General features: G+C 66.7%; 23 protein-coding genes. 10 read left to right on the top strand and 13 right to left on the bottom strand.

Annotated features, from left to right (window positions below; translation table 11 throughout):
• The first annotated feature begins 92 nt into the window (after nucleotides 1–92).
• Nucleotides 93–539: a hypothetical protein gene (locus tag ACN9M2_RS08110; RefSeq protein ID WP_426287579.1), complete on the top strand. Its 447-nt coding sequence runs from the start codon at nucleotides 93–95 to the stop codon at nucleotides 537–539.
• 9 nt (nucleotides 540–548) lie between these two features.
• Here ACN9M2_RS08110 and ACN9M2_RS08105 read toward each other — a convergent pair whose 3' ends face one another.
• The gene (locus ACN9M2_RS08105; protein WP_426287578.1) at nucleotides 549–2075 is read right to left on the bottom strand and encodes a transglycosylase SLT domain-containing protein; all 1527 of its coding nucleotides are present in this window, start codon (nucleotides 2073–2075) and stop codon (nucleotides 549–551) included.
• Between the two features lie 135 nt (nucleotides 2076–2210).
• Between ACN9M2_RS08105 and ACN9M2_RS08100 the strand changes: the two genes are divergently transcribed.
• Genes ACN9M2_RS08100 through greB form a run of 3 tightly spaced genes read left to right on the top strand, consistent with a single transcriptional unit; the run spans nucleotide 2211 to nucleotide 5472 of the window.
• Nucleotides 2211–3710 (top strand): helicase HerA-like domain-containing protein, encoded by a 1500-nt coding sequence (locus ACN9M2_RS08100; protein WP_426287577.1) that lies wholly within the window; start codon nucleotides 2211–2213, stop codon nucleotides 3708–3710.
• Between the two features lie 2 nt (nucleotides 3711–3712).
• Nucleotides 3713–4975 (top strand): hypothetical protein, encoded by a 1263-nt coding sequence (locus tag ACN9M2_RS08095; RefSeq protein ID WP_426287576.1) that lies wholly within the window; start codon nucleotides 3713–3715, stop codon nucleotides 4973–4975.
• Nucleotides 4972–5472 carry a transcription elongation factor GreB gene (gene greB / locus ACN9M2_RS08090; protein WP_426287575.1) on the top strand — a complete coding sequence of 167 codons (501 nt, stop codon included), beginning with the start codon at nucleotides 4972–4974 and terminating at the stop codon, nucleotides 5470–5472. The genes ACN9M2_RS08095 and greB overlap by 4 nt, the downstream gene beginning before the upstream one ends.
• Here greB and ACN9M2_RS08085 read toward each other — a convergent pair.
• Nucleotides 5463–9011 carry an ATP-binding protein gene (locus ACN9M2_RS08085; RefSeq protein WP_426287574.1) on the bottom strand — a complete coding sequence of 1183 codons (3549 nt, stop codon included), beginning with the start codon at nucleotides 9009–9011 and terminating at the stop codon, nucleotides 5463–5465. The genes greB and ACN9M2_RS08085 overlap by 10 nt on opposite strands.
• A gap of 84 nt (nucleotides 9012–9095) precedes the next feature.
• Between ACN9M2_RS08085 and ACN9M2_RS08080 the strand changes: the two genes are divergently transcribed.
• Nucleotides 9096–9731, top strand: coding sequence for a response regulator transcription factor (locus ACN9M2_RS08080; RefSeq protein ID WP_306847522.1), 636 nt, complete (start codon nucleotides 9096–9098; stop codon nucleotides 9729–9731).
• Nucleotides 9732–9925: 194 nt separating this feature from the next.
• On the opposite strand, the gene ACN9M2_RS08075 is transcribed toward ACN9M2_RS08080, so the two are convergent.
• Nucleotides 9926–10726, bottom strand: coding sequence for a DUF3025 domain-containing protein (locus tag ACN9M2_RS08075; RefSeq protein WP_426287573.1), 801 nt, complete (start codon nucleotides 10724–10726; stop codon nucleotides 9926–9928).
• Nucleotides 10727–10732: 6 nt separating this feature from the next.
• Nucleotides 10733–12049: a 30S ribosomal protein S12 methylthiotransferase RimO gene (gene rimO, locus ACN9M2_RS08070; RefSeq protein WP_426287572.1), complete on the bottom strand. Its 1317-nt coding sequence runs from the start codon at nucleotides 12047–12049 to the stop codon at nucleotides 10733–10735.
• Between the two features lie 142 nt (nucleotides 12050–12191).
• On the opposite strand from rimO, the gene ACN9M2_RS08065 reads away from it, so the two are divergent.
• Complete coding sequence (locus ACN9M2_RS08065; RefSeq protein WP_426287571.1) at nucleotides 12192–12863, top strand: dienelactone hydrolase family protein; 672 nt, start codon at nucleotides 12192–12194, stop codon at nucleotides 12861–12863.
• On the top strand, nucleotides 12860–13276 hold the full coding sequence (locus ACN9M2_RS08060; RefSeq protein WP_426287570.1) for an HIT domain-containing protein: 417 nt from the start codon (nucleotides 12860–12862) through the stop codon (nucleotides 13274–13276). Before ACN9M2_RS08065 ends, ACN9M2_RS08060 begins: the two co-directional genes overlap by 4 nt.
• Before the next feature lie 103 nt (nucleotides 13277–13379).
• Here ACN9M2_RS08060 and ACN9M2_RS08055 read toward each other — a convergent pair whose 3' ends face one another.
• From ACN9M2_RS08055 to apbC, 3 genes are all read right to left on the bottom strand, one after another.
• The gene (locus ACN9M2_RS08055) at nucleotides 13380–13871 is read right to left on the bottom strand and encodes a hypothetical protein (RefSeq protein WP_426287569.1); all 492 of its coding nucleotides are present in this window, start codon (nucleotides 13869–13871) and stop codon (nucleotides 13380–13382) included.
• An 87-nt stretch (nucleotides 13872–13958) separates the two neighbouring features.
• The gene (dcd, locus tag ACN9M2_RS08050; protein ID WP_036114141.1) at nucleotides 13959–14525 is read right to left on the bottom strand and encodes a dCTP deaminase; all 567 of its coding nucleotides are present in this window, start codon (nucleotides 14523–14525) and stop codon (nucleotides 13959–13961) included.
• A gap of 70 nt (nucleotides 14526–14595) precedes the next feature.
• A complete protein-coding gene (apbC, locus tag ACN9M2_RS08045; protein ID WP_426287568.1) occupies nucleotides 14596–15681 on the bottom strand; it encodes an iron-sulfur cluster carrier protein ApbC in 1086 nt (361 codons plus the stop codon).
• A 140-nt stretch (nucleotides 15682–15821) separates the two neighbouring features.
• On the opposite strand from apbC, the gene ACN9M2_RS08040 reads away from it, so the two are divergent.
• Entirely contained in the window at nucleotides 15822–16268 is a 447-nt protein-coding gene (locus ACN9M2_RS08040) for a DUF2147 domain-containing protein (protein ID WP_306847545.1), read from the top strand.
• A gap of 57 nt (nucleotides 16269–16325) precedes the next feature.
• Here the strand turns inward: ACN9M2_RS08040 and dnaJ are convergent, their stop codons facing one another.
• From dnaJ to hrcA, 4 genes are all read right to left on the bottom strand, one after another.
• Entirely contained in the window at nucleotides 16326–17453 is a 1128-nt protein-coding gene (dnaJ, locus tag ACN9M2_RS08035) for a molecular chaperone DnaJ (protein WP_426287567.1), read from the bottom strand.
• Between the two features lie 128 nt (nucleotides 17454–17581).
• Nucleotides 17582–19507, bottom strand: a complete 1926-nt coding sequence (gene dnaK, locus ACN9M2_RS08030) for a molecular chaperone DnaK (RefSeq protein WP_426287566.1) — start codon at nucleotides 19505–19507, stop codon at nucleotides 17582–17584.
• Between the two features lie 88 nt (nucleotides 19508–19595).
• Nucleotides 19596–20135, bottom strand: a complete 540-nt coding sequence (gene grpE, locus ACN9M2_RS08025; RefSeq protein WP_426287565.1) for a nucleotide exchange factor GrpE — start codon at nucleotides 20133–20135, stop codon at nucleotides 19596–19598.
• Nucleotides 20136–20221: 86 nt separating this feature from the next.
• On the bottom strand, nucleotides 20222–21283 hold the full coding sequence (hrcA, locus tag ACN9M2_RS08020) for a heat-inducible transcriptional repressor HrcA (RefSeq protein WP_371024857.1): 1062 nt from the start codon (nucleotides 21281–21283) through the stop codon (nucleotides 20222–20224).
• Nucleotides 21284–21417: 134 nt separating this feature from the next.
• On the opposite strand from hrcA, the gene recN reads away from it, so the two are divergent.
• On the top strand, nucleotides 21418–23088 hold the full coding sequence (gene recN / locus ACN9M2_RS08015; protein ID WP_426287564.1) for a DNA repair protein RecN: 1671 nt from the start codon (nucleotides 21418–21420) through the stop codon (nucleotides 23086–23088).
• On the opposite strand, the gene ACN9M2_RS08010 is transcribed toward recN, so the two are convergent.
• Nucleotides 23089–23718, bottom strand: a complete 630-nt coding sequence (locus tag ACN9M2_RS08010) for a response regulator (protein ID WP_371024859.1) — start codon at nucleotides 23716–23718, stop codon at nucleotides 23089–23091.
• Between the two features lie 88 nt (nucleotides 23719–23806).
• Between ACN9M2_RS08010 and ACN9M2_RS08005 the strand changes: the two genes are divergently transcribed.
• Nucleotides 23807–25426, top strand: coding sequence for an MASE1 domain-containing sensor histidine kinase (locus tag ACN9M2_RS08005; RefSeq protein ID WP_426287563.1), 1620 nt, complete (start codon nucleotides 23807–23809; stop codon nucleotides 25424–25426).
• Nucleotides 25427–25718: 292 nt separating this feature from the next.
• Here ACN9M2_RS08005 and fur read toward each other — a convergent pair whose 3' ends face one another.
• Complete coding sequence (gene fur / locus ACN9M2_RS08000) at nucleotides 25719–26132, bottom strand: ferric iron uptake transcriptional regulator (protein ID WP_306847561.1); 414 nt, start codon at nucleotides 26130–26132, stop codon at nucleotides 25719–25721.
• Nucleotides 26133–26201 lie beyond the last annotated feature (69 nt).

The following is a 26201-nucleotide window of genomic DNA, read 5'->3' as shown; positions in this document are numbered from 1 at the left end:
TGACGCATCGGCAGCGTATTCTCGGCGGACCGTCGACCTTCGGGGAAAGGACACGGGACCGCAAGAAGCATCCGTACTAGGGGAAGTAGTCCATGCGTCTGGTCACCCATCTCATCGCCGTCAATCGCGAAATCCGCCTTCGCCGGCAACTTGCCGATATCGAACGTGTCGTCCTGGCCCTGCCGGTGCGAGCCCACGCGGACCTGCAGCAGCTGGTCCGGCGCGAGATGGAACAGGCCGCGGCCTGCGACTTTCCCCACCTCTACGGCACCCCGCCTGAAGAGCGCTACAGCACCTACGGCCATGGGCCGGATATCGGCCTCGGCAAGGCGCGTTCGGAGAACCCGCTGATCGCCACGCGTGGCGTCGCGCTGTGGATCGCCTCGGTCTACCACGAGACCCTGGATTCGCGGCGCCCCAACATGGAAGACCTGCACCGGCAGATCCTGCGCCTGATGCGCCAGATCAAGGAATTGTCGGCATCCGAGCGGCGCGGCACGGCCACGGCGTGGGCCAGCGAGCCGCACGCCGTCGCATAAGCGTTCGTCTCAGCGGCAAACGGGTACGCGGATCGCCTGCCCCACCTTCAACTGGTGTCCCTTCAAGCCATTCATGCGCGCGATGTCTTCGACATCGGCGCAACTGCTCTTGCGCGCGATGCTGACCAGGGTGTCGCCCCGGCGCACGGTGTAGTTCCTGGACGCGGCGGACGAGGGTTTCGACGAGGGTGCGGACGGTCCATTGGCCAACGCGGCCGAGGTGGCGGCAGGCGGCGGTGGCGCGACGATCTTCACGGCGTTGTGCAGGTCGCTGGCGAGGATCGGCCATGGGCCGTCGGTGCAGGTGGCGGCATAGGCCCTCTCCAACTGCTTGGGAACCTCCAGGCGCGCGCCCGCCGGCTGGCTGACCTGCGGATCGAGTCGCGGGTTGAGGTTGCGCAAGGTGCGGAACCAGCCTTCCGGCATGCCCTGGGCGGAGCCGAGGCATACGGTGAGTTCACTGATCGACGCGGGGCGCTTCAGCACGATCTGGCCCGGTTCTCCATCGACCTTGGGCCAGGTCAGGTGATAGCTGTCCGGATGCAGGAACAGCCATGCCGCCGCGAGCACCATCGGCACGTAGTCGCGCGTCTCCGCCGACATCTGGCCGTAGATCTGCGGGTCGTAGAAGCTGGCCCCGGGACTCGTCGCCGCGACCCGGCGCATGCGGCCCTCGCCACCGTTGTACGCGGCGAGGGTGAGTTCGAGGTTGTTGTTGAAGGCGCGGAGCTGTTCGTCGATGTACTCCGCGTTGGCCTGCGCGGCCATCGTCGGGTCGAAGCGCTGGTCGAAGCCGTCGGTGTTGGACAGGCCGAAGCGCAAGCCGGTGGCGTACATGAACTGCAACGGGCCGGAAGCGCCCGAGCGCGACACGGCGTGCACCTTGCCGCCGGACTCCTTCGCCATGATGCCGAACAGCAAGGCCTCGGGCAGGTCGGCCTTCTTGTACGCCGGCCACATCTTGTAGCGCATCATCTGGTAATTGACGTAGGCGTCCATCAGGTTCGGACGCAACTGGGTCAGCCACATTTCCAGGGCCGCCTTCACCGGTCCGTTCATGACCATGAGGTCGGAGAACTGCTGGCCCTTGAGCATGGTGACGGCGCGTTGCGCCTGCGGCAGCGCACCGACGGCGACCGAACTGGCCGCGTCGCCGGGCTGCTCGCCCACCTCCGCTCCCTGCTCGGTATCGTCGGCGTCCTCGCCCTCGATGAAACTGCCATCCTTCAAGCGCAGCAGGCGGTCGAACACCGCCGCGAAACGTTGCTGGTCGCACCCCGCCGTGAGGGCGCAGCGGGCCGAAGCATCCTTGAGCTGGTCGAGGGATTGCTTGCGGGTCTGCGCCGCCTGGGGGGTATCGCCACGCCGTGCCTGGTCGATCGAGGCCTCGTAGCCCTTGCTCGCCTGGTTCATCCGGTCGTACAAGGCATTCACCTCGGGGGTGGCCTTGCCGGAGCGGGGGGCGCCGCTCGACGCGCAGCCGGCGAGAATGGCCAGGGGCAGGATCAGGAGCGAACGCGGGACGCGGACAGACATGCACTTACTCGGGGGTCGGACAATGCCGGCCACGTTACTGCCGGGGCCTCCGGGACTCAAGCGGCAGGCGGGACTTTTCTCCGCAACGGCGCATCGTTGCGTACACTTGTTCAGGACATTCTTAAGGACGAAGCCATGCCCACGATCCTGATCGGCCGGAACGACGAAACGGCCGTCGAACTCGACTCCCGCTACGGCAACCGCCACGGCATGATCGCCGGCGCCACCGGCACCGGAAAGTCGGTGAGCCTGATGCTGCTGGCCGAGGGCTTCTCGAAGCTGGGCGTGCCCTGCTTCCTCGCCGACGCCAAGGGCGACCTGGCCGGCCTCTCCCAGGCGGCCGGCGCACCCTCCGAGAAGCTGACCGCCCGCCTGACGAAACTCGGCCTCACCGACTGGAAGCCGCAGGCCAACCCGGTGGTGTTCTGGGACATCTACGGCAAGTCGGGCCATCCCGTGCGCGCCACGGTGTCGGAGATGGGGCCCACCCTGCTCTCGCGCATCCTGGAACTCAACGACACGCAGGAAGGCGTGATGGAAGTGGTCTTCCGCGTCGCCGACGACGAAGGCCTGCTGTTGCTCGACCTGGCCGACCTGCGCGCCATGCTCGGCTTCGCCTCGGAACACGCCAAGGACATCTCCGCGCGCTACGGCCTGATCAGCGCGCAAAGCGTCGCCGCGATCCAGCGGGCGCTGCTGAAGCTGGAACAAGACGGTGCCGACTCCTTCTTCGGCGAACCGGCGCTGGAGCTGGCCGACCTGATGCGCCAGGACATGAGCGGGCGCGGCGTGATCAGCGTACTCGCCGCCGACACGCTCATCCTGAAACCACGGCTGTACTCCACCTTCCTGCTGTGGCTGCTGTCGGAACTGTTCGAACAGTTGCCCGAGGTGGGCGACCTCGACGTGCCCAAGATGGTGTTCTTCTTCGACGAAGCGCACCTGCTCTTCGACGACGCACCGGCGGCCCTGCGGCAGCGCGTGGAGCAAGTGGTCCGGTTGATCCGTTCCAAGGGCGTGGGCGTGTACTTCTGTTCGCAGAATCCGGACGATGTGCCCGGCGAGATCCTCGGCCAGTTGGGCAATCGCGTGCAGCACGCGCTGCGCGCCTTCACGCCGCGCGACCAGAAGGCGGTGAAGGCCGCCGCCGAAACGTTCGCGCGCAACCCCAAGATCGACGTGGTGGAAACGATCGGCACGCTGGGCACCGGCGAGGCCCTGGCATCCACGCTCGGTGACGGCGGCGTGCCCTCGCCCGTGCAGAAAGTGCTGGTGTCGACACCCGTGTGCCGGATCGGGGCGATCACGCCGGAGGAACGAACCGCGGTCCGCTCGTGCTCCCCCGTGGGCGGCAAGTACGACACCCTGGTGAACCGCGAATCGGCACAGGAACGCCTCGCCGCCCGCGCCAGCGAAAAGAGCGCGGACGACGCGCCGCCGGTGAAGCCGGCCGGCAAGGACGACGATGGCGACAGCGGCTGGGGTGGCGCCGTGCGCGACGCCGTCTTCGGCACCAAGCGGCGCCAGGGCATGATCGAGACCATGGCCAAGTCGATGGTGCGCACGGCGGGCTCGCGCGCCGGCCAGCAGATCGTGCGCGGCATCCTGGGCAGCATCTTCGGCGGGAAGCGCTAAACGTGCCACGTCACGAACTGGCGGATGCCGGCACGCCGTTCGCCGAGCGCATCCGCATCGGTTGGCGCTACCCGATGAGTGGCGCGGCGCCGCTCACGATCGGTGCCATCACGCTGTTCGAGTCGATCGCGTTCCTGCCGGTGATGGGGCTGAAACTGCTGGTGATCGGCATCGGCTGGATGGCGCTCTACACGTATGCCTTCGAGTGCCTCCGGCACACCGCCGACGGCTACGCCGATCCGCCGGAGATGGCGATCCATACGACAGACAGGACCAGCGTCATGCTGATCCTGATCCAGCTGACAGGCAACGCCATCGCGGTACTCGCGCCGATCTTCCTCGGTGTACCGGGGCTGCTCGTCTCGCTGGTGTTCGCCTTTGTGCTGCCCGTGATCACGATGTCGCTGACCTTCGACGGTGTCGGCGCCGCCTTGAATCCGGCCATCTGGGTCCAGGCGGTCGGGCGCCTCGGCGGCAGCTACCTCCTGCTGTTCGCGATCATGCTGGCCAGCAGCCTGCTCCAGGCCGCCGCTCAATACGCGATGAAGGATCATGGCCCCACGTTCTTCGGCACACTGGGCTACTACCTCGTCGCCAACTACCTCACCGTCTACAATTTCCACCTGATGGGTGCACTGATCCATCATAAGCACGAGGTGCTCGGCTACCAGCCGGAGTCGATGGAGATCGCCGCCGTGGCGGAACCCGACGACGACGGCGCGCTGCTTTCGCATGTGAACCTGATCGCGCGGGACGACGTTCCCGGCGCCACCGACATCCTCACCGAACGCCTGCGCGAGGGCCTGGCTCCACCGGGCCTGCACCTGCGTTATCGCGAACTGCTGCGAGTGCAAGGACGATTGCCGGAACTGCTCGTGCACGGGCAGATATGGATCGCGGCGCTGGTCGTCGGCGGCGAGTCGCGACGAGCGCTCGGCGTGGTGCAGGACTGCCTCGACGTCGATCCGTCCTTTCTTCCCGACGATACCGTCACCTGCGGACCGCTCGCCGACACCGCGGCACACGGCGGCATGTCACGACTCGCCCTGCACCTGGCGGAGGGCTACGTGCGCTGCTGGCCGCGTGACATGGGCGCGCCGCACTACGGCCTGCTGGCCGTGCGCATGCACGATCGCCTTGGCCAGCCCGCGGAAGCCGCGGCCCTGGCGCGCCGCCTCCTTGCCGATTACCCCGAGCATCCGCTTGCACGCGACATCGAGGCCCTCCTCGCAACGCTCGCATCGACACGGAAAGCGTCGCCATGAGCCGCTGGCGCCCGCCCTCGCCGTCGTCGACGGCGATCATCACGCGCGAAGGCTTCGAGCGCCTGAAGGCCGAACTCGACCACCTTTGGCACACGGTCCGGCCCGAGGTGGTCAAGGCGCTCGCCGCCGCGGCAGCCGAAGGCGATCGTTCGGAGAACGCCGAATACACCTACCGGAAGAAACAGCTCGGCGAGATCGACCGCCGCGCGCGTTACCTCAGCAAGCGCATTCCCGTGCTCAAGGTAGTGGAGGCGGCACCTTCGCAGCGCGACGCCGTTTTCTTCGGCGCAACCATCGAGCTGGAAAGCGTCGACACCGGCGACACCGTGCGCTACCGCATCGTAGGCCCCGACGAAACGGACGCGCGGCGCGGCTGGATCAGCATCGATTCGCCCCTCGCGCGCGCCGTGCTGAAGAAACGCGTGGATGACGAATTCGAAGCGGAGCTGCCGGGTGGCCGCACCCGCTTCGCCGTGATCGCCGTCGACTACGCCTGATCCGCCATCGCCGCGAGTCGCTCCAGCCCATCGGTGAACTGCGCCACGCGGGACGCGAAGGCGTCGACGGCGACGATGTCGACTTCGGCGCCTTCACGAAGCGCGAGTTCGAGACGCTCGCCTTCCTCGGCGACGGCCGAGTAACCGAATACGTTCACGCCACCAAGCACGTGGTGGACCCATCCCGCCACTTCGTCGCGGCCTACCCGATCGAGCACCTCGGGCAACCGCGACAGCGCCTCGCGCGTCGTGTCCACGCCGGCGCGAATGACCCGGGCGATGTTCTCGTCAGAACCGAACGCCTTGCGCATGCGCTCCATGTCGATCATGGGAACGGCCGGTCCCGTTTTCGCGAGCCAGCGTTCCACCGTCGCGTGAAAGGCTTCCAGGCGGATGGGCTTGCGTAGCAGGTCGTCCATGCCGGCCGCGAGGCAGATCTCGCGCTGGTCGGCACGCGCATCGGCCGTCATCGCGACGATCGGCAGGTGGCGTCCCGTTTCCGCCTCGCGCCGACGGACTTCGCGCGCCACCGCGTAGCCGTCCATGTGCGGCATGTGGCAATCGACCAGGAGCAGATCGTAATCGGCGAGTTCGAGGGCGGCGAGCGCGGCCACGCCGTCGTCGACGATGTCGCAACGATAGCCGCGCAAGGCCAGTTGCACGCGCACCAGTTCCTGGTTCACCGGATGGTCCTCGGCCAACAGGATGCGCGCCTTGCCAGGGTCGCCCGGCGATGGGAGCGACGCCGGGGCAGCGGCTTCATCCCTCACGCGAGGCGCATCGGCCACGGCGACTTCCAACGTCACGCTCACGATCGTGCCACGGCCCGGCTCGCTGTCCAGGGCGATATGCCCGCCCATGCGCTCGATCAAGCGCCGGGAAATGCTCAGGCCCAGGCCTGTTCCGCCGAAACGTCGCGTCGTCGACGATTCGCCCTGGCTGAACGGTGCGAAGACATGACGCAGTTTCGCGGCATGGATGCCGATACCGGTATCCGCGACGACGATGCGCAAACGCTGGCGTGAGCCGTGCCGCTCGTCGACATGCACCTCCACGGCGACATCGCCGCTGGCGGTGAATTTGATCGCGTTGCCGAGCAGGTTCAGCAGGACCTGGCGCAGGCGGCCATCGTCCACGATGACCGCCGGGGCCAACGCGGGATCGAAGTGCACGCGCAGCGACAGGCCCTTCGCTTCGGCCTGTGCCGCCAGGATGGCCACGGCGCCTTCGACGATCGCGCGCAGGTCCGACGGTTGCGGATCGAGAGTGAGATGGCCCGCCTCGATCTTCGAGAAATCGAGGACGTCGTCGAGGATGTGCAGCAACGCTTCCGCCGAGTGCTCGATCGTGGAAACCATCTTGCGCTGGCCGTCGTCCAGGCGCGTGCGTTCGAGGACGTCGAGCAGGCCGATCACGCCGTTCATCGGCGTGCGTATCTCATGGCTGATCGTGGCGAGGAAGTCGCTCTTGGCCTGCGTGGCCGCCTCGGCCTCGTCGCGTGCATGGGCCAGCCCGCGCGCCGCCAGTTCCTGCGCGGTGACGTCCACCCAGTAACCGTTCCAGCGCACGCTGCCATCCGCCGCCGCGAGCGGCACGGCATCCGAACTGAGGTAACGGACGCGCCCGCCGACCTGCGCACGCACCGTCACGTGCAAGGGCGTGAGTTCACGCGCGGAACGCTCGAAGGCGTCGCGAAGTTTCTCGCGATCCTCGTCCGCCACGGGCGCGAGCATGGTCGCGTCGCCGGTGAGCAGGTCGCCGGGTTCCATGCCGAGGATGCGTTGCGGATCGCCGCCGACATAGCTCATCGCATAGGCGGCATCGGTGCCGCGCACGGCCTCGTACACCACCGCTGGAACGTGGGCGGTGACTTCGGCGAGCCGCCGTTCGGTCCGCTCACGACGGCGGGTTTCCCGGCGCAGGTTGAGATAGGCGTAGCTGATGGCGACGAGCGAGATCAACAGCACCGCGACGAACGGCAGCACACGCCCCGCGACCTCGCGCCACGTGGGGCCGACGACGTAGTGGGAGGCGAACCACGTGTTGCGGATTTCCTGCTGGCGGTGCGTAGGCAGGTTGACGAGAACGCGGTTGACCAGGGGCAACAAGGGAGCCAGGTCGTGGCGCACGCCCACCGCGATGGCTTCGCTGTCTCCGGTGGGTGCCGCGACCTTCAGCTGGCCGAGGAAGGTCTCGCGGATGTGGTAGTCGACCGACGCGAGGTTGCCGACGAACGCGTCGCCCTCGCCTGCCGCCAGCCGGCGCATGCCTTCGGTCTCGGTATCGACGGGAATGGTCTGCACGTTGGGGATGCGCGCCAGCAGGCGCCGGATCGGCTCGCGGGTGACGTTGCCGAACACACGCTTTCCGGCAAGGTCGTCGCGACCGGCCATCGTCGGCGCGCCTTCGCGCGTCACGATCATGATCGGGAAGTCGAGATAGGGAACGCTGGGCTCCAGATACGGAGAGGTGGCGCTCTGCGGATTGATCGCGGCGACGAGATCCACCTCGCCCCGCTTCACCCTCTCCACCGTGCCCATCCAGTTTTCGCTGGGCACCTGGGTAAGGCGGATACCCAACTCGGCGGCGATCTCGCGCACGTAGTCGAGCGCCAGGCCTTCCGCCTCGCCCTGCCCCGATAGCAGGCTGAAGGGCGCGTAGCTGGGGTCCACGCCCAGGCGCAACGGCGGCAAGGCGTTCAGCCAGGCCTTTTCCTTCTCGCTGAGCGGGATGTCGGTCTGCCGGGGTCGCGGCGCGATATCGCGGCCGACCCAGCGGGCGCGGAGCCGGCCATGGTCGGCGGCGGTCAGCTCGCCGACCGCGTGGTCGATGGCGTGACCAAGCGGCGCGCGATCGGCGGGGACGGCGAATGCCAACGCGCTGATCGGCAGCGCCAGCGGCGCGCCCACGCGAAGCTCGCGCTCGAAACCCAGGCGGGCCACGAATTCGCGGGCCGAGTAAGGGTTGTCGAGGTACGCCGTGACATCGCCCGAACGCACCCGAGCCAACGCGTCGGCCGTCGACGTCGTCTCGACGAGGGTGGTTTCCGGCAGCTCCCGGCGCAGCGCCGCCATGTCGAAGTAGCCCGCGTGCACGGCCAGGCGCTTGCCGCGCAGGTCACCCGGGCGATGGACGATGGGCGCGTCCGCGCGCTCCACCAGCGAAGGCAGGGACTCGAAGTAGGTGGCACCGACGCGGATGCCCGGCATGCCCTGTTCCAGCGGGGTGACCGAGGTGGCGACGTCGATCTCGCCACGGGCCAGGCCCGCGAGCAGGTCGGGCCACGTGGGGTAAACCCGGGTCTGCAGGGTCACGCCGAGGTCGCGGGCGATCTCGCGCAGGTAATCCGGGCCCAGGCCCTCCAGTTCGCCGTCGCGCAGCTCCTCGAAAGGCGGGTAGCCCTCGCGATAGGCGCCGACGGTGAGTACCGGGTGGTGGCGTAGCCAATTCACGTCTTCACGCGAAGGCGAGCCGTCCGGCATGGCCCGGAGAGGGCCGGCCAGGCAGACCAGGAAAAGCAGGATCAGGCGTCGGATCACATCGCAGGCTTCGTCAGGGGAACCATCATGGGCATAATCGGTTCGAAGTTCGCTGTGTGTAATGAAACAAGGAGAACACAAGGCATGCCACTGAAGGTCATTCTGGCAGACGATCACCCCCTGGTTCTCGTCGGCGGCGCCCTTGCGCTGCGGAACGCGCACATCGACGTCGTGGGCGAGGCCAAGGCCGCGGACGAGTTGCTGGCCATGCTCGGCGAGCGTCCTTGCGACGTCGTTATTACGGATTTTCTCATGCCGAGCGATAGGCAGGACGACGGTTTCGCCCTGATCGAGACGATCGTGAAGGAGCATCCGCAGCTTGCGTTGGTGGTTTTGACGATGATCAATCGTCCCGCCGCGCTGCAGTCCATGCTCAACCGCGGCGTGCGCGGCATCGTGGACAAACGCGCCCCCATGGATGAGCTGGCGACCGCCGCCCGCGCCGTGGCGGACGGCGAAACCTACCTGAGCGAAACGCTGCTCGACATCCTCAACGAAGCGGACGACGCCTCCGAAGCGATGCCCGGTGCGCCGTTGTCACCACGCGAGACGGAAGTGATCCGCATGTTCGTCAACGGCATGTCGCTCCAGCAGATCGCCGACCGCGAAGGGAAATCCGTGAAGACGATCAGCCGGCAAAAGCGCGATGCCATGCGCAAGCTGGGCGTGGATCACGACAGCCTGCTAGGCGAGTACGCGCGGGACCACGGCCTGGTGTAAGGGTCCGGTAGCGGATTCGTATTTCCGGCAGCGGTGCCGTATTCCCGGCAGCGGAGCGGTGTTTCTGGCAGCAGTGTTGTGTTCTTGGCAGCAGACCGGTGGGAGCCGACCTTGTCGGCGATCCCGCGGCAGCGGGCAAGGTTATGGTAAGCACCCATCGCCGCTGAAGCGGCTCCCACACACAGGACGCTTCGCTATCGCAGCAGCCCTAGCGGTGGCGGGTAGACTCGGCCGGGTCGCAGCGGCTGGAAGCACGGTGCGCTCGTGTAGAACGCCTCATCCTCCGTCTGAGGATGCCACCCCGGAACGCCCGACACCGGAAGCGGACGAAGTTCCTGCGGATCGCGGAGAACGACACCGGCGGCGATCGCTTCCGCGCAACACGCGATGGCATCGCCCTCGCCCATCACCACCAGCGCCTTGCCCACCAGCAGCTTTCCCGGGGTGAGCGCATGCTCAAGCAAGGCGTGGCCGAACACATCGACACGCGCCTCACCACTCGACCATGCCTCGCGGTACGTCCAGAACAGACGATGCCAGTCGTGCGCATCCCATGCGTCAAGCATCGCCGGATCGCACAGCGTCACGATCAATCCCGCTTCGTCGAAGTGCGTGAGCGCACACTGCGGACGCGAGCGCTCGCGTGGCCCCATCACCCCGATTTCCGCCATCTGCCGCGCATTCAACGCGCGCTTCAGCGCGGTGTGGCGCAGCCAGACAAAAGCATTGAAGAGGTCGTGCCAGTTGTCCGGCCGCGTGGCGATGTCGCCGAGGCGCGCGATGCGTTCCTCATAGTGCAATCCGTCGGCGAGCAACGCGGCATCCTGCCTCGCGAAGCGAAAGCCCGATGGACCGGGCCACAGGCCATTCAGCGATTCGACATCCGGCCAAGCCTCGCCTTCGACGAAGCGGGCGAAGCGCGACCAATGCGACAGCGGCGGCGACGCCAGCACGCGCCGATCCAGCGCATCCCGCGTCGGCGCCACGTGCCGCATGGTGGCTCAGGCCAGGCGGCCGTAGAGGTCGTGCGCGTCGGCCTCTTCCACGACCACGTCGACGAACTGGCCCGGCTTGAGCAACTGGCCGTCGTCGATTCGCACGGCACCGTCGATCTCCGGCGCGTCCGCACTGGAGCGGCCCCAGGCACCGTCCGCGTCGATCTCGTCGACCAGCACCTTGATCGTCCTGCCGACCTTGCGCTGCAGCTTCGCGGCGGAAATCTCCGCCTGCACGGCCATGAACTGTTCGAGGCGGTCTTCCTTCAGTTCCTCGTCGATCTGCCCGGGCAGGTCGTTGGCCTTCGCACCGTCCACCGGCGAATAGGCGAACGCGCCCACGCGATCGAGTTCCGCCTCGCGCAGGAAGTCGAGCAGTTCCTGGAACTCCTCGTTCGTCTCGCCGGGGAAGCCGACGATGAAGGTGCTGCGGATCGTGAGGTCCGGCACCTGGCGACGCCAGTTCTGGATGCGTTCCAGCGTCTTGTCGACGTTGCCCGGGCGCTTCATGAGCTTGAGGATGCGCGGGCTGGCGTGCTGGAAAGGAATGTCGAGGTACGGAAGGATCTTGCCCTCCGCCATCAAGGGCATGACCTCGTCGACGTGCGGATACGGGTAGACGTAATGCAGGCGTGTCCACGCGCCCAGTTCCGAGAGACCCTGGCAGAGTTCGGTCATGCGCGTGCGATAGGACTTGCCCCGCCATTCGCGTTCGGCATAGCGGACATCCACGCCATAAGCGCTGGTGTCCTGCGAGATCACCAACAGTTCCTTCACGCCACCCTTCACCAGTTTCTCGGCCTCGAGCAACACCTGGTCGACCGGACGACTGACGAGGTCGCCGCGCATCGAAGGAATGATGCAGAAGCTGCAACGGTGATTGCAGCCCTCGGAGATCTTCAGGTACGCGTAGTGCTTGGGCGTGAGCTTCACACCCGTGTCGGGCACGAGGTCGATGAATTTGTTTCGCGTGGGCGGCAACGCCGTGTGCACGGCGCTCATCACGCTGGCGTAGTCCTGCGGACCGGTAATCGCGAGCACGTCCGGATAGCTTTCACGGATCAGCGCCTCGCGCTTGCCCAGGCAGCCGGTGACGATCACCTTGCCGTTCTCATGCAGGGCCTCGCCGATGGCGTCGAGCGATTCCTGCACGGCGGAATCGATGAATCCGCAGGTATTGACCACCACGGCATCCGCTTCGCCATAGCTGGGGACGATCTCGTAGCCTTCGACCTTGAGCTGGGTGAGGATGCGTTCGGAATCGACGAGCGCCTTCGGGCAGCCGAGGCTGACGAAACCGACTTTGGGAGCGGCCTGGGACATTGCCGTGGGTACCGGAGAGAGGAAACCGCACATTATAGCCCCATGCGGAGCGCCAAGCCCGGCGAGCGCCCGGGCACGACGCCGACACGGCCTCCCGGTTAACCTTCGTGCTCCCTACCCCACCCCGACGGAGATCCGCCCCATGGGCCGCACCCTGATCCTCGATACCTCCCGCCCGCACGAAAGCATGGACGCCTACCTGGCCGAACCCTCGGGCACGCCCAAGGGCGGCATCGTGGTGATCCAGGAGATCTTCGGCGTGAACGCGCACATCCGCAGCGTGGCCGACCGCTTCGCGGCGGAGGGCTATGTTGCCATCGCGCCTGCGCTGTTCGACCCCGTGCAGAAAGACGTGGAACTGGGCTACGACCAGGAAGGCATGCAGAAGGGCGGCAAGCTGATCGCCGAATTGGGCCTGCTCCGGCCGATGCAGGACACCGCCATCGCCGCCCGTCTCATCGCCGACCAATACAAGGTGAAGGTGGGTACGGTCGGCTATTGCTGGGGCGGCACGGTGGCCGTGCTGGCCGCCTTGCGCCTCGGCCTGCCCTCGTCGAGCTACTACGGTTCGAGGAACGTTCCCTTCCTGCCCGAACCGGCCAAGGCCAACGTGATCTTCCACTTCGGCGAGCGCGACCATTCGATTCCGCCGGAGATGGTGGAAAAACACCGCGAACTGAAACCGGAGATGGATACCTGGGTCTACCCGGCCGACCACGGCTTCAATTGCGACGCCCGCGCCAGCTATGACGAACCGAGTGCGAAGCTCGCCTGGGAACGGACCCTGGCCTTCTTCGCCCGCGAGCTCAAGTGAGCCCGCCGTTCGGGCTGGACCCGCGCCTCGCCGGCGATACGCTCCACGTCGGCGACCTGCCCCTGTGCAGGCTGCTGCTGATGCGCGACCGTCGCTACGCCTGGCTGGTACTGGTGCCACGCCGGGGCGGCATGGTGGAGGTGGCCGACCTTTCGCCGGACGGACGCGTGGCGTTGTGGCGCGAGGTGGACACCGCCGGCGAGGCCCTGCGCGCGGTGGCGCCCTGCGACAAGCTCAACATCGGCGCCCTGGGCAATATCGTCCGCCAGCTTCACGTACACGTGGTGGCCCGGATCGAAGGCGATGCGGCATGGCCGGGACCCGTCTGGGGACATGGCGCGGCCGAAGCCTATGCCGACGGCGAAGCCGAACGGCGGGTGGAAGCGCTCAGGACACGGCTGGGTCTTTCCTAGCTGGCCGGAAGACGGCAGCCTCTCACGCAAACAGCGGAAAGGCCCCGCCACTACCCGCCGAGGCGGGAGTGACGGGGCCTTTCCGAGGCCACGCTAGGGCGGTTTACTGCTGCGTCTGCGGGTCGTAGGCGCCGCTCGAAGCTTCCTTGCCCTGCATGCGATCCGGCAAGGCGGCCTTGTGCGGGGTATCTTCCAGCTGGCGGGCCTTTTCCTCGACGGCGTTCAGGCGAACCAGCTCGCCCTTCTTGTCGTAGTACACCGCGAAGCCGTAATCCAGCTGCATGCGAGCGAGGAATCCAAGGTGGTTGTCGCGGATCTTGGAATCGTCGCTGGGCAGCACGAGCACCGTCTTCGGCAACTTGCCCTGGTCTTTCAGGTAGGCGAAGTGGCTACCGGTGTCGGCGGCGGAAAGTACCGCGCCGTCGACGATGAACTGGCCGCTCTTGTACGCCTTGATGGTGTAGTCGAACTGGCCCTGCTCGGTCGCGACGTGGTCGGACTTCGAGGCGCCACGATGGCAGCCGGCCAGCACCAGCATGCTGGCGAGGAAGAGCGCCGCGGCGGCGCGGGCCATCAGGGTGGGAACTCGGATCATGCGGTGTCTCCGTGGATCGGTATGGCGTGGAATGGGCGAGTCTACCGCGCGCCGATGTCGCGCGCGGATGCGACGTGAAGGCCGCGTTCAGGTGCTCGGCAGGGTGACGCCGCGCTGGCCCTGATACTTGCCACCGCGGTCGGCGTAGGACACTTCGCACTCCTCGTCGGATTCGAGGAAGAGCATCTGCGCCACGCCCTCGTTGGCGTAGATTTTTGCGGGCAGGGGCGTGGTGTTCGAGAACTCCAGGGTTACATGCCCTTCCCACTCGGGCTCGAGCGGGGTCACGTTCACGATGATGCCGCAGCGCGCGTAGGTGCTTTTACCGAGGCAGATCGTGAGGACCTGGCGCGGGATGCGGAAATACTCGACGGTACGCGCCAGCGCGAACGAGTTCGGCGGAATGATGCAGACGTCGGACTTCACGTCGACGAAGCTGCGCTCGTCGAAGGCCTTGGGGTCGACGATCGTGGAGTTGATGTTGGTGAACACCTTGAACTCGTCGGCGCAACGCACGTCGTAGCCGTAGCTGGACGTGCCATAGGACACCAGCCGGTGGCCGTCGCGCTCCTTGACCTGGCCTGGGGCGAACGGCTCGATCATGCCGTGCTGCTCGGCCATGCGGCGAATCCACTTGTCGGACTTGATGCTCACGTACTGTCTCCCTCGCTGGAGCCGGAAAGGTATAGGAACGTTGCCGTGCACGCCACTTGGGCGTCGCCGGTCAGGTGTTCTGGATGACGATCTTCGGGAACGAAATGGCCTTGTTGCGCGCCTGCAGCGACAGTCTGGCGGCGGTGGTGCGGGCGATGGCGCGATAACGCGCGGCAAGGTCGGAATCGGGAATCGCCACCACGGTGGGCTTGCCGTCGTCCGCCTGCTGGCGGATACGGATGTCCAGCGGCAGCTCGCCGAGGAAGGCGATGCCGGCTTCCTGCGCCATGCGCGCGCCACCGCCATGGCCGAAGATATGTTCCTCGTGCCCGCAGTTCGAACAGATGTGGGTGGCCATGTTTTCCACCACGCCGAGGACGGGCACCTCCACCTTGCGGAACATGCCGAGCGCCTTGCGTGCGTCGAGCAGGGCGATGTCCTGCGGCGTGGTGACGATCACCGCGCCGGACACCGGCACTTTCTGCGAAAGCGTGAGCTGGATGTCGCCGGTACCCGGCGGCAGGTCGATGATGAGGTAGTCGAGTTCTTCCCAGCGCGTGTCGGTCAGGAGCTGCATGAGCGCCTGGGTGACCATCGGGCCACGCCAGATCATCGGCGTGTCTTCCTCGATCAGCACGCCGATCGACATCGCCTGGAGGCCATGGGCGCGCATCGGCACGATGCTCTTGCCGTCGGGCGACGACGGCTTGCCGCTGAGGCCGAGCATGCGCGGCTGGCTCGGCCCGTAGATGTCGGCGTCGAGGATGCCCACCGTGGCGCCTTCGGCGGCGAGGGCCAGGGCGAGGTTCACCGATACCGTGGACTTGCCCACGCCACCCTTGCCGGAGGCGACGGCGATGATGTTCTTCACACCCGGCAACGGCGCCAGCTGGCCCTGCACCTTGTGCGGGTGCACGCGCCAGCTGACCGACACGGCCGCCGAGGCGATGGCCGGGTCCGCCTGCAGGGCGTCCCTGGCGTCGTGCGCCGCCTGCTCCAGGTACCCGGTGGCCGGATAACCCAGTTGGATATCCACCGACACGCGGTCGCCGTCCACGCCGACGGCGCGCAGGGATGCGCTCAGGGGTTGCCCGGAATGGGGATCGATAACGCGGTCGAGGATGCCGCGGACGAGGATTTCGCTGGGCTGGGTCATGGGGACACGTGAGGAAAATCGAAGATCAGCCATTATGCCAGCGTGAGCCCCGGCCCGGTCTGGCGCGATGCAGCTTGACGGGCGCCGCGGCGGTCGTCAGGCTCCGGCCGTACCTGACCGTATGGGGAGCCCCCGAGCCTATGAAGCCTCTGATCCGCACCGCCTTCGCCCTCGCCTTTGCCGCGAGCGCCCTCCCCGCCCTGGCCGCCAACGACTCGCCCGTGGGCAAGTGGAAGACGATCGACGACAAGACCAAGGAAGTGAAATCCATCGTCGAGATCACCGAGAACGGTGGCTTGCTCGAGGGCAAGGTGCTCCAGGTGCTCAAGTCCGAGCATGGCCCGCATCCGCTCTGCACCGAGTGCGATGGCGAACGCAAGAACAAGCCCATCGAAGGCATGACCATCATGTGGGGCCTGAAGAAGGACGGCGACGAGTGGTCCGGCGGCCAGATCCTCGACCCGGCCAAGGGCAAGATCTACAAGGTCACGCTCAAGCTCGAAGACGGTGGGAAGACCCTCGACGTCCACGGATACGTGGGTTTCTCGCTGATCGGGCGCAGCCAGGAGTGGGTGCGGGCCGAGTAAGCCCCGGCAGATCACGACGGCAGGAGCGCGCCATGCGCTCCTGCCTCCAACGTCGGCTTACGACGTGACGCGCGACCAGAAGTCCTTGACGCCGTCGATGAAGGTGTTCGAACGCGGCGTATGTTTTGCCGCTTCGTCACCCACGAACGTGGCTTCCAGCTGGGTGAGCAGATCGCGCTGCTCCTTCGTGAGGCGCACCGGCGTCTCCACCACCACGGTGCAGATGAGGTCGCCGGTACGGCCACCGCGAACCGACTTGACGCCGCGTCCGCGCAGGCGGAATTGCTGGCCCGTCTGGGTTTCAGGCGGCACGTTCACCGGGACTTCGCCTTCGAGCGTCGGCACGGCCAACTCGGTGCCGAGCGCAGCCTGCGCGAAACGGATGGGCACTTCGCAGTAGAGATCGGAACCGTCTCGCTGGAAGATCTTGTGCTCGCGCACGCGCACTTCCACGTAGAGGTCGCCCGCCGGCGAGCCCGCGGGACCGGCTTCACCCTGTCCCGTCAGGCGGATGCGATCGCCGTTGTCCACGCCTGCCGGAATGCGCACCGATAGCGTGCGCTCCTCCTCGATGCGGCCTTCGCCGTGGCACTTCTTGCAGGGCTTGTCGATCTTCTGACCCGAGCCATGACAGGTCGGACAGGCTTGCTGGATGGAGAAGATGCCGTTCTGCATGCGCACGCGGCCATGGCCGGCGCAAGTGGAACAGGTGGAGACCTTGCCGTCTTCCGAACCGGTGCCGTTGCAGTGGTGGCAATTGACCTGGGTGGGCACCTCGATCTTCTTCTCGACGCCGAACACGGCTTCCTCGAGATCGAGATCCATCATGTAGCGAAGGTCGGCACCGCGGCGCGTGCGCTGGCGTCCGCCGCCACCGCCGAAAATGTCGCCGAAGATGTCGCCGAAGATGTCGCCCACGTCGCCGAAACCTGCGCCGTTGCCGCGACCGAAGCCGCCGCCCTCGAAGGCGGCATGGCCGTACTGGTCGTACGCCGCGCGCTTCTGCGCATCGGACAGCACGTCGTAGGCTTCCTTGGCTTCCTTGAATTTCTCGAGCGCTTCCGGTTCCGGATTGCGGTCGGGGTGATACTTCATCGCGACGCGACGAAAGGTCTTCTTGAGGTCGCCCTCGGTCACGGTGCGCTCGACACCGAGAATTTCGTAGTAGTCGCGCTTGCTGCTCATTGCACGCTTGCTTTCCCTGGACGGACGAACGCGCCGGCGGGGTACCCCTCGGCGCGATCGATCCGATTGACCCTTGCCCTGCCGCGGACGCTCGCGCCGCGGCAGGGCATCGTTTTACTCAGGACGACTTACTTCTTGTCGTCCTTGACCTCGGTGAACTCGGCGTCGACCACGTCGTCCGGCTGGGCCGAACCGCCGCCCGGAGCGGACTGCTGCGCGGTGTCCTGCGCACCACCCGACTGGGCCGCGGCGGCCAGCGCCTGGGCGACCTGTTCGAGGTTCGCGATCTTGGCCTCGATTGCCGCCTTGTCGTCGCTGTCCTTGAGCTTTTCCAGATCGGACACCGCGCTGTCGATGCCGGCAAGCTGCTCGGCAGGAATCTTGCCGCCGTGCTCCTTCAGCTGGCTGCGCGTGGCGTGCACGAGTTGGTCGGCCTTGTTGCGCACCTGCACGAGCTCGTGGAACTTCTTGTCTTCCTCGCGGTTGGCTTCCGCGTCGGCGACCATGCGCTGGATTTCTTCGTCCGAGAGGCCCGAGCCGGCCTTGATCTCGATCTTCTGCTCCTTGCCGGTCTTCTTGTCCTTCGCCGACACGTGCAGGATGCCGTTGGCGTCGATGTCGAAGGTGACCTCGATCTGCGGCATGCCGCGCGGCGCCGGGTCGATGCCCTGCAGGTCGAACTTGCCGAGCGACTTGTTGAAGCGGGCCTGCTCGCGCTCGCCCTGCAGCACGTGCACGGTGACCGCGGTCTGGTTGTCGTCGGCCGTGGAGAACACCTGCGACGCCTTGGTCGGCACGGTGGTGTTCTTCTCGATCAGCTTCGTCATCACGCCGCCCATCGTCTCGATGCCGAGCGACAGCGGGGTGACGTCGAGCAGCAGGACGTCCTTGACCGAACCGCCCAGCACGCCACCCTGGATCGCGGCGCCGACGGCCACGGCTTCATCCGGGTTGACGTCCTTGCGCGGCTCCTTGCCGAAGAAATCCTTCACCGCTTCCTGCACCTTGGGCATGCGGGTCTGGCCACCGACGAGGATCACTTCGTGGATGTCGGACACGCGGAGCCCCGCGTCGTTGAGCGCGGTGCGGCAGGGATCGATCGTACCCTTGACCAGGTCTTCCACCAGCGATTCCAGCTTGGCGCGGGTCAGCTTGATGTTGAGGTGCTTCGGGCCCGAGGCGTCGGCGGTGACATAAGGCAGGTTGACGTCGGTCTGGTGGGCCGAGGAAAGCTCGATCTTCGCGCGCTCGGCGGCGTCCTTCAGGCGCTGCAGCGCGAGCTGGTCCTGGCGAAGGTCGATGCCCTGCTCTTTCTTGAACTCTTCGACGAGGTAGTCGATGACGCGATTGTCGAAGTCTTCGCCACCGAGGAAGGTGTTGCCGTTGGTCGCGAGCACTTCGAACTGCTTCTCGCCGTCGACGTTGGCGATCTCGATGATCGAAACGTCGAACGTGCCGCCGCCGAGATCGTACACGGCGATCTTGCGATCGCCCGACGCGGTCTTGTCCAGGCCATAGGCCAGGGCGGCCGCGGTCGGCTCGTTGATGATGCGCTTGACGTCGAGGCCGGCGATGCGGCCGGCATCCTTCGTGGCCTGGCGCTGGCTGTCGTTGAAGTACGCCGGCACGGTGATGACCGCTTCGGTGACCGACTCGCCGAGGAAATCCTCTGCGGTCTTCTTCATCTTCATCAGCACCTTCGAGGAGATCTCCTGCGGCGCCATCTTCTTGCCGTCGGCGGTCTGCACCCAGGCGTCACCGTTGTCGTGCGCGACGATACCGTACGGCACGATCTTGATGTCCTTCTGCACTTCGGCGTCGGTGAACTTGCGGCCGATGAGGCGCTTCACCGCGTAGAAGGTGTTCTTGGGGTTGGTGACGCTCTGGCGCTTGGCCGGCGCGCCGACCAGGACCTCGTTGTCCTTGGTGAACGCGACGATGGACGGCGTGGTGCGATCGCCCTCCGCGTTCTCGATGACGCGCGCGGTCGAACCTTCCATCACTGCGACGCAGGAGTTGGTCGTACCGAGGTCGATGCCGATGATCTTGGCCATTGAAGTTGCTCCGAAATGCTAAGCGGCCCCCGCGGCCGCGACTGTGTTGGAAAATGGGGCCCAGCCCCATCGATTCAATACTTTGGGTTTAGTTGTCGCGTACGACGGCGACCAGCGCCGGACGCAGCAGACGGTCGTTGAGGATGAAACCTTTCTGGACCACCGCGACCACGGTTCCCGGCGGATGCTCGTTCGAACCGACCGAACTGATCGCCTGGTGGTGTTCCGGGTTGAACGGCTTGTGCAACGGATCGACCACCGTGAGGCCATTGCCCTGGGTGACCTTCTCCAACTGCTTCAGCGTGAGCTCGAGGCCTTCGCGCAGGGTCTTCGCGTCGGCCGACTCGTTGGCCAGGCCAAGCACCAGACCGTCGTACACCGGCAGGAGGTCGCCGAGCAGCTTCTCGTTGGCGAAGCGGCGGGCCTGGTCCAGGTCTCGCTGCAGGCGACGGCGCTGATTCTCGATCTCCGCCCGCTCGCGCAGGACCGTCTCGCGTGCCTGGCCCAGCTCGGATTCGAGCGAGGCCAACTTCGCGGTCAACGCATCGAAATCGGCGTTGACGCCCTCGTTGTCGGCCGCGCCGCCGTCCTGTACGGAATCCGGCACGTGGGGATCGTTGTTCTGCATGGTTACTCCAAACGTCAGCTTACCGGCCCGCTCCATGGAGGGGCCGAACATTTGCGGGAAATAGTAAACCCGCCTCCCGTGGCGGTTTATGAGGTCGCCGCGGCGCGATTCAAGGCATCGCTGAGCAGTCCGGCGGTGGCCTGGACCACCGGGATGACCCGCTCATATGCCATACGCGTCGGTCCAATAACTCCGATCGCGCCAAGCATGCGGCCGCTCGTGCCGTAGGTGGCGGTGACGATGCTGCATCCGTCGAGGGCCGAGAATCCGGACTCCTCGCCGATGAACAAGCGCACGCCCGGGGCCTTGACGCACATTTCCATGAGCTGAAGCAGGTCGCGCTTCTGCTGGAAGGCGTCGAAGAGATCGCGGAGCCGGTCGATGTCGGCCAGTTCCGAATAACCCATCAGGTTGGTCTGGCCGCTGACGAGGACATCGTCGGCGTCCTCGTCGGTGGCGAACGAGGCCGTGGCCAGTTCCACCACGCTGGACAGCAGGCGGTTGATCTCACCGCCCGCCTCGCGCAGTTCCGTCGCCAGGTGCGCCCGGATATCGGCCAGGCGGAAACCGGCGAACTGGGCATTCAGGTAGTTCGCCGCGTGCTCCAGGTCGGAAGCTTCCAGCGGGCGGGCCAGCTGGACGACACGGTTCTGCACCTGGTTGTCCGAGAACACCAGGATCACCAGCACGCGGGCGTCTGGCAGGTTGACGAAATCGATATGGCGCAGGGGAAAATCGCCCTGGCGCGGCACGGTGACCACCCCGGCGAAATGGGTCATCGCCGAAAGCAGGTTCGAGACATTCCCGAGCAGGTCACGGGTGGTCGTCTGGTGCGGCGGCAGGCCGCCTTGCAACCGGGCCATCTCGTCGCGCGGCAGCGGCTTGAGTTCGAGCAGGCTGTCGACGAACAGGCGCAGCCCGCGCGGCGTAGGAATACGCCCTGCCGAGGTGTGCGGCGAGGCCACCAGGCCGGCCTCCTCGAGGTCGGCCATGATGTTGCGGATCGTCGCCGGGCTGACTTCCAGGCCGGAGGACCGCGCCAGCGTGCGTGAGCCGACCGGCTCGCCATCGGACAGATATTGGGAAATCAGGGTCCGCAGCAGCCGGCGCGCGCGAGCATCGATGTCGTGACCGGAAAACGGATTCATGCGCCTGACTGGGTTGGAAAGGGGTCGGATCGTCGGGCTATCAATAAGGTCTAGCCGCGCCGCTTGCAAGTCTCGGCTTCTGCGACGCCGCTGCCGCTACAATCGGCGCGATTCCCTTCGCCACTCCGGTGCCCATGCTCACCTCGCTCTACGTCCGCCAGTTCGCCGTCGTCGAAGAAGCCGAGGTCGCCTTCGGCCCGGGCCTCACCGTGGTCAGCGGCGAGACCGGTGCCGGCAAGTCCCTGCTGGTGGATGCGCTGATGCTCCTGGCCGGCGCCCGCGCCGACAGCGGCATGGTCCGTGCCGGCAGCGACCGTGCCGAACTGGCCGCGGAATTCGATCTCGCCGGCCTGCCCGAGGCCCTGGACTGGTTGCGCCAGGAAGAACTCGACGACGGGCAGACCTGCCAGCTCCGCCGGGTGATCCGTACCGAAGGCAGCTCGCGTGGCTGGATCAACGGCCGTCCGGCCAGTCTCGCCCAGATGTCGGCGCTGGCCGCGCTGATCGTGGAGATCCATGGCCAGCACGAGCACCAGGCCCTGCTCTCGCGCCAGCACCAGATGGCCCTGCTCGACGCGTATGCCGGTAACGAGGCGCTCCTGGCCCAGGTCCGCGAGACGGCCAAGGCGTGGCGCGACGCCGTGGCGCGTATCCGCACGCTCTCCGGTGGCGACGACCGCGAACACCAGATCGAACTGCTGAGCCACGAACTGGAGGAGCTCGACCGCTGGGCGCTCGCTCCCGCCGCCCTGGAAGACCTCGAAGCCCAGCACCGCCGGCTCGCCAACGCGGGCCGCCTCGCCGAGGGCGCCAACGGCGTCGTCGAGATGCTGGATGGGGAAAGCGAGTTCGCCATCGGCCGCGCCCTGCTCCGCGCACACGCGGAGCTCTCGCGCCTGGCCGAACTCGACGCCACGCTCGCACCGACGCTGGAACTGCTGGACAGCGCGCAGATCCAGGTGGGCGAAGCCGTGGACGGCCTCAGCCGATACGCACAGGATGTCGAACTCGATCCCGAGCGGCTGGCCGAGGTGGATACCCACCTCACCCATCTGCACGATCTCTCACGCCGCTACCGCCTCCCGATCGCCGAACTCACGGCCAAGGCCGACGAGGTTCGCGAGCGTCTGGCCGAACTCGAAGGCGCTGGCGATGCGCTCGACCGACTCGGCCGCGAGCGCGACCGCCTGCACCAGGCCTACGACACCGCCGCCGACGCCCTGTCGAAGGCGCGCACCGAGGCAGCGGCACGGCTCGGCTCGACGGTCGCGGGATTGATGGGCGAACTGGGCATGGCCGGTGGCCGGCTGGAAGTCTCGCTGGAACGCGCCGAGGGCGACGAGCCCGATCCGCAGGGGCGGGAGCGCTGTGAACTGCTGGTCAGCGCCAACCCGGGGCAGCCGCCGCGTCCGCTGCGCAAGGTCGCCTCCGGTGGCGAACTCGCCCGCATCAGCCTCGCCATCGAGGTCGCCACGCTGGGCAACGACAACATCGGCTGCATGATCTTCGACGAAGTAGACACCGGCATCGGCGGCGCGGTCGCCGAGGTGGTCGGCCAGAAGCTGCGCGCGCTCGGCGAGCGCGTGCAGGTGCTCTGCGTGACTCATCTGCCGCAAGTGGCCGCCCAGGGCCACTCGCATTTGCAGGTGGCGAAGGAGAGCGATGGCGAGGCGACGCGTACGCGCATCCATGCGCTCGATGCCGCCGGACGGCGTGACGAGCTCAGCCGCATGCTCGGAGGGGTGGAGATCACCAAGGAGACCCGGGCACATGCGAAGAAGATGCTGGATCGTGCTCAGGGGTGATCAGGTTCGGATCAGTCCACGCTCCTGCGCCATGCGGTAGAGGTCCAGTTCCGAGCCGGCGTTGAGTTTGTTCATCACCGCGGCACGGTGGATATAGATCGTCTTCTGTCCGATCCCGAGTTCCGCGGCCACCTGCTTGGGCGCGCGGCCGGCCGCCAGCAACAGGAAAACTTCTCGCTCGCGGGCGGTCAGGCGATTGAACGGGTCCAGGTCGGTCGTCGGCCGGCCCGAACGGCGCTCGCGCAGGTCCGAACTCAGGTACTGGTCGCCGCCGAGCACCGATCGCACCGCGGCCACCAGTTCCTCGGGGGCCACGCCCTTGGTCACGTAGCCGCGGGCACCCCGGCGCAGCGCCTCGGACACGTAGGGCTCGCCATCGTGCATGCTCAACACCACGATCTTCATCCCGGGCGCGATGCTGCCCAGATGCTCGATCAACGGCAGCCCGCTGCCATCCGGCAGGGACAGGTCCACCGCCACCAGATCCGGCCGATGCTGGGTGACCGCGTCCACCGCCTCGTCGGCGTTACGGGCTTCGGCGACGACATCGAGGTCGGGTTCCAGTTCGATGAGGCGCTTGAAACCCTCACGGACGATGGCATGGTCATCTACAAGGACGATTCTGGGCATGGGCAGAATGTAGCAGGCTCTCCCGACGCGTGCGTATGGCTCGATCAGCGGCGTCGGCTCCGCGCATCCGCCGTGTAACATTCCGCCAATGCGACTACTCGGTCTTTCACGCTTCACCGGCCCCCTGTTCGCGCTCGCGTACGCCGCGGCGTGGGTGATGCTGTGGCCGACCGAGCAGCCGTACTGGGTGCTGCCCTTCGGCCTCCGCTTCGGGGCGTTGCTGTTGATGCGCACGCGTCACTGGTTCTGGATCCTCGGCGCCGAGATCGCCGCCAGCGCCTTTTGCGAATGGCGCAGCGGCCTGCCGATCGGCGGTGCGGGCTTCGTCCTGGGCGATGCTCCCGAGCCGTTGATGGTCGCCGCCTGCCTGTGGTTGCTGCGCCGCGCGCACCTGCACGCCAGCCTCAATACGCCCGAGGACGTCGCCCGCCTGCTGCTCTCGGCCATGGTCACGGCCACGGTGGCCACCGCCGGCAACGCCGCGATGATGGCCTCCATGCATCCCGCCGCCCCCGTGGAGATGCTGGGTACCACGTTCGGCAGCGACCTCCTCGGCAACTACCTGGGCGTGCTGCTGGTGGTCCCGGTCATGATCCTGGCGTTCCGCGAACGGCCCACGCAAGCGGCGATGGGCGAGCTGTTACTCGACGGCCTGCTGGTAATGCTGCCCTCGCTCGCCATCCTGATCACGCTCGCCGAATACTCGCCGCAACCGCAGTTCGCCCGGGTCCTCTCCCTGGCGCCCGTGTTGTTCTTCGCGTTCCGCCACGGCTGGCGCGGTGCCGGCCTGGCCATGCTGATCACCAGCGTGGGGCTGAATGTCACCGAGGACATGATCGGCCGCGGAGCGCCCACGGCGGCTGCCCACCTGTTCCTGGCCGTGGCGGGCACGGGCACGTTGATGCTCGGTGCGGCGACCGATGCGCTGCGCCGCAGCAGCGAGCGCGTGGCCCAGCAGAACACCCACCTGGCCGCCGCCAACCAGCGCCTGGACCAGCTTGCGCGGCAGCTGCGCGACGCCGCGCGCGGCAACCTCCAGGCGGAGGAAAACCTGCGCCGTCACATGGCCGCGGAACTGCACGACGAACTCGGCCAGAACCTCACCGCGATCCAGACCCACCTGAAACTGGCCCAGGCCAGGCTCGGCAGCGCCGGCCTGGAAGACATCGGCACCTCGATCAACGGCATCCTCGGCCATATGCGCCGGGCCCTGCACAAGATGCTCGACAGCCTGCGCCCCTCGGTCCTGGACGAATTCGGCCTGTTGCGCGCCCTGGACGAAGGCCCGGTGCGCGACATGCTCACCGCCGCGGGCATCCACTACGTGACCGACCTGAGGGGCGACCCCCGCCTGCTCGACGACGACACCCTGACGGCCATCTACCGTGTCGTCCAGGAGAGCGCGACCAACGTGGTACGGCACTCCGGCGCCCGTCAGATGAAGCTGCGCCTGCGTATCGGCCTGCGCGACAGCGGGCCGGTGGCGATCCTCGACATCCGTGACGACGGGGCCGGCCTGCCCTCCACGCCACGCCCCGTCCGCACCGATGGCGGCGGCCGTGGATTGCAGGGAATGAGCGACCGGATCACGGCCCTCGGCGGCCTCTTCCGCATCCGTCCGGAGCCGGTAGGACTTCACCTTCGCGTGCTGCTTCGCAGCACAAGTATCGGAAGCAACATAGGAAATTTTCCGATACCGGGTGGATGAACGCTTCGTTACGATCCCATTATCGATGTGGGGGAGCCGCCGTCGAGAGACGGTGAGCCCAGGTCGGTCGTGGGGACGATCGACCTGATGAGGCGACAGGATGTCGGCCTCGCCGGTGCGACATGGAGATCGGGATCCAGCGAGCAACTCGCGATCCACGAACCTTGAAGACACCGGATCAAGCCGTCGGTGGACAGGAGTCCACCGGCGGCGTTTTTTTGGGCCCTTCAAAACTCGGATGCCACCCAACAAAAAAGGCCCCGCAGGGCCTTTTTTCGTTCCGGGAAGCGGGTCAGCGCTTCTTCTTGGGCCGGACGTAGAGCACCAGGCTGTGGTCCTCGATGACGTAGCCGTGGCGCTCGGCGATCTCGTGCTGGAGACGCTCGATCTCCTCGCTGATGAACTCGATCACTTTTCCGCTGTCCACGTCGATCATGTGGTCGTGATGCTTGCCGCGGTCCAGCTCGTACACCGCCTGCCCGCCCTCGAAGTTGTGCTTCATGACGATGCCGGCAGCTTCGAACTGGGTCAGGACGCGGTACACCGTGGCAAGCCCGATGTCCTCCTGGTGCGCAAGCAGGCGCTTGTAGATGTCTTCGGCGGTGAGGTGGCGTTCCTCCGCCTCTTCGAAGATCTGCAGGATCCGCATGCGCGGATGCGTGACTTTAAGGCCCGCCTTGCGGAGCTCTTTGGTTTCCTGGTCCATGTCAGACCCCTCGCGGTGCCGTAAGGCGCTTAGTGTATCATCACAGGCTTCACGATCCGGACGTTACTA

Source organism: Luteibacter sp. E-22 (assembly GCF_049913125.1).
GTDB lineage: Bacteria > Pseudomonadota > Gammaproteobacteria > Xanthomonadales > Rhodanobacteraceae > Luteibacter.
This window is presented reverse-complemented; position numbering and strand designations above follow the sequence as displayed.

Coding starts and splice junctions, on each gene's coding strand:
- ACN9M2_RS08110 (WP_426287579.1), top strand. CDS start 93: ATGCGTCTGGTCACCCATCTCATCGCCGTCAATCGCGAAATCCGCCTT.
- ACN9M2_RS08105 (WP_426287578.1), bottom strand. CDS start 2,075: ATGTCTGTCCGCGTCCCGCGTTCGCTCCTGATCCTGCCCCTGGCCATT.
- ACN9M2_RS08100 (WP_426287577.1), top strand. CDS start 2,211: ATGCCCACGATCCTGATCGGCCGGAACGACGAAACGGCCGTCGAACTC.
- greB (WP_426287575.1), top strand. CDS start 4,972: ATGAGCCGCTGGCGCCCGCCCTCGCCGTCGTCGACGGCGATCATCACG.
- ACN9M2_RS08080 (WP_306847522.1), top strand. CDS start 9,096: ATGCCACTGAAGGTCATTCTGGCAGACGATCACCCCCTGGTTCTCGTC.
- ACN9M2_RS08075 (WP_426287573.1), bottom strand. CDS start 10,726: ATGCGGCACGTGGCGCCGACGCGGGATGCGCTGGATCGGCGCGTGCTG.
- rimO (WP_426287572.1), bottom strand. CDS start 12,049: ATGTCCCAGGCCGCTCCCAAAGTCGGTTTCGTCAGCCTCGGCTGCCCG.
- ACN9M2_RS08065 (WP_426287571.1), top strand. CDS start 12,192: ATGGGCCGCACCCTGATCCTCGATACCTCCCGCCCGCACGAAAGCATG.
- ACN9M2_RS08055 (WP_426287569.1), bottom strand. CDS start 13,871: ATGATCCGAGTTCCCACCCTGATGGCCCGCGCCGCCGCGGCGCTCTTC.
- apbC (WP_426287568.1), bottom strand. CDS start 15,681: ATGACCCAGCCCAGCGAAATCCTCGTCCGCGGCATCCTCGACCGCGTT.
- ACN9M2_RS08040 (WP_306847545.1), top strand. CDS start 15,822: ATGAAGCCTCTGATCCGCACCGCCTTCGCCCTCGCCTTTGCCGCGAGC.
- dnaJ (WP_426287567.1), bottom strand. CDS start 17,453: ATGAGCAGCAAGCGCGACTACTACGAAATTCTCGGTGTCGAGCGCACC.
- dnaK (WP_426287566.1), bottom strand. CDS start 19,507: ATGGCCAAGATCATCGGCATCGACCTCGGTACGACCAACTCCTGCGTC.
- grpE (WP_426287565.1), bottom strand. CDS start 20,135: ATGCAGAACAACGATCCCCACGTGCCGGATTCCGTACAGGACGGCGGC.
- hrcA (WP_371024857.1), bottom strand. CDS start 21,283: ATGAATCCGTTTTCCGGTCACGACATCGATGCTCGCGCGCGCCGGCTG.
- recN (WP_426287564.1), top strand. CDS start 21,418: ATGCTCACCTCGCTCTACGTCCGCCAGTTCGCCGTCGTCGAAGAAGCC.
- ACN9M2_RS08010 (WP_371024859.1), bottom strand. CDS start 23,718: ATGCCCAGAATCGTCCTTGTAGATGACCATGCCATCGTCCGTGAGGGT.
- ACN9M2_RS08005 (WP_426287563.1), top strand. CDS start 23,807: ATGCGACTACTCGGTCTTTCACGCTTCACCGGCCCCCTGTTCGCGCTC.
- fur (WP_306847561.1), bottom strand. CDS start 26,132: ATGGACCAGGAAACCAAAGAGCTCCGCAAGGCGGGCCTTAAAGTCACG.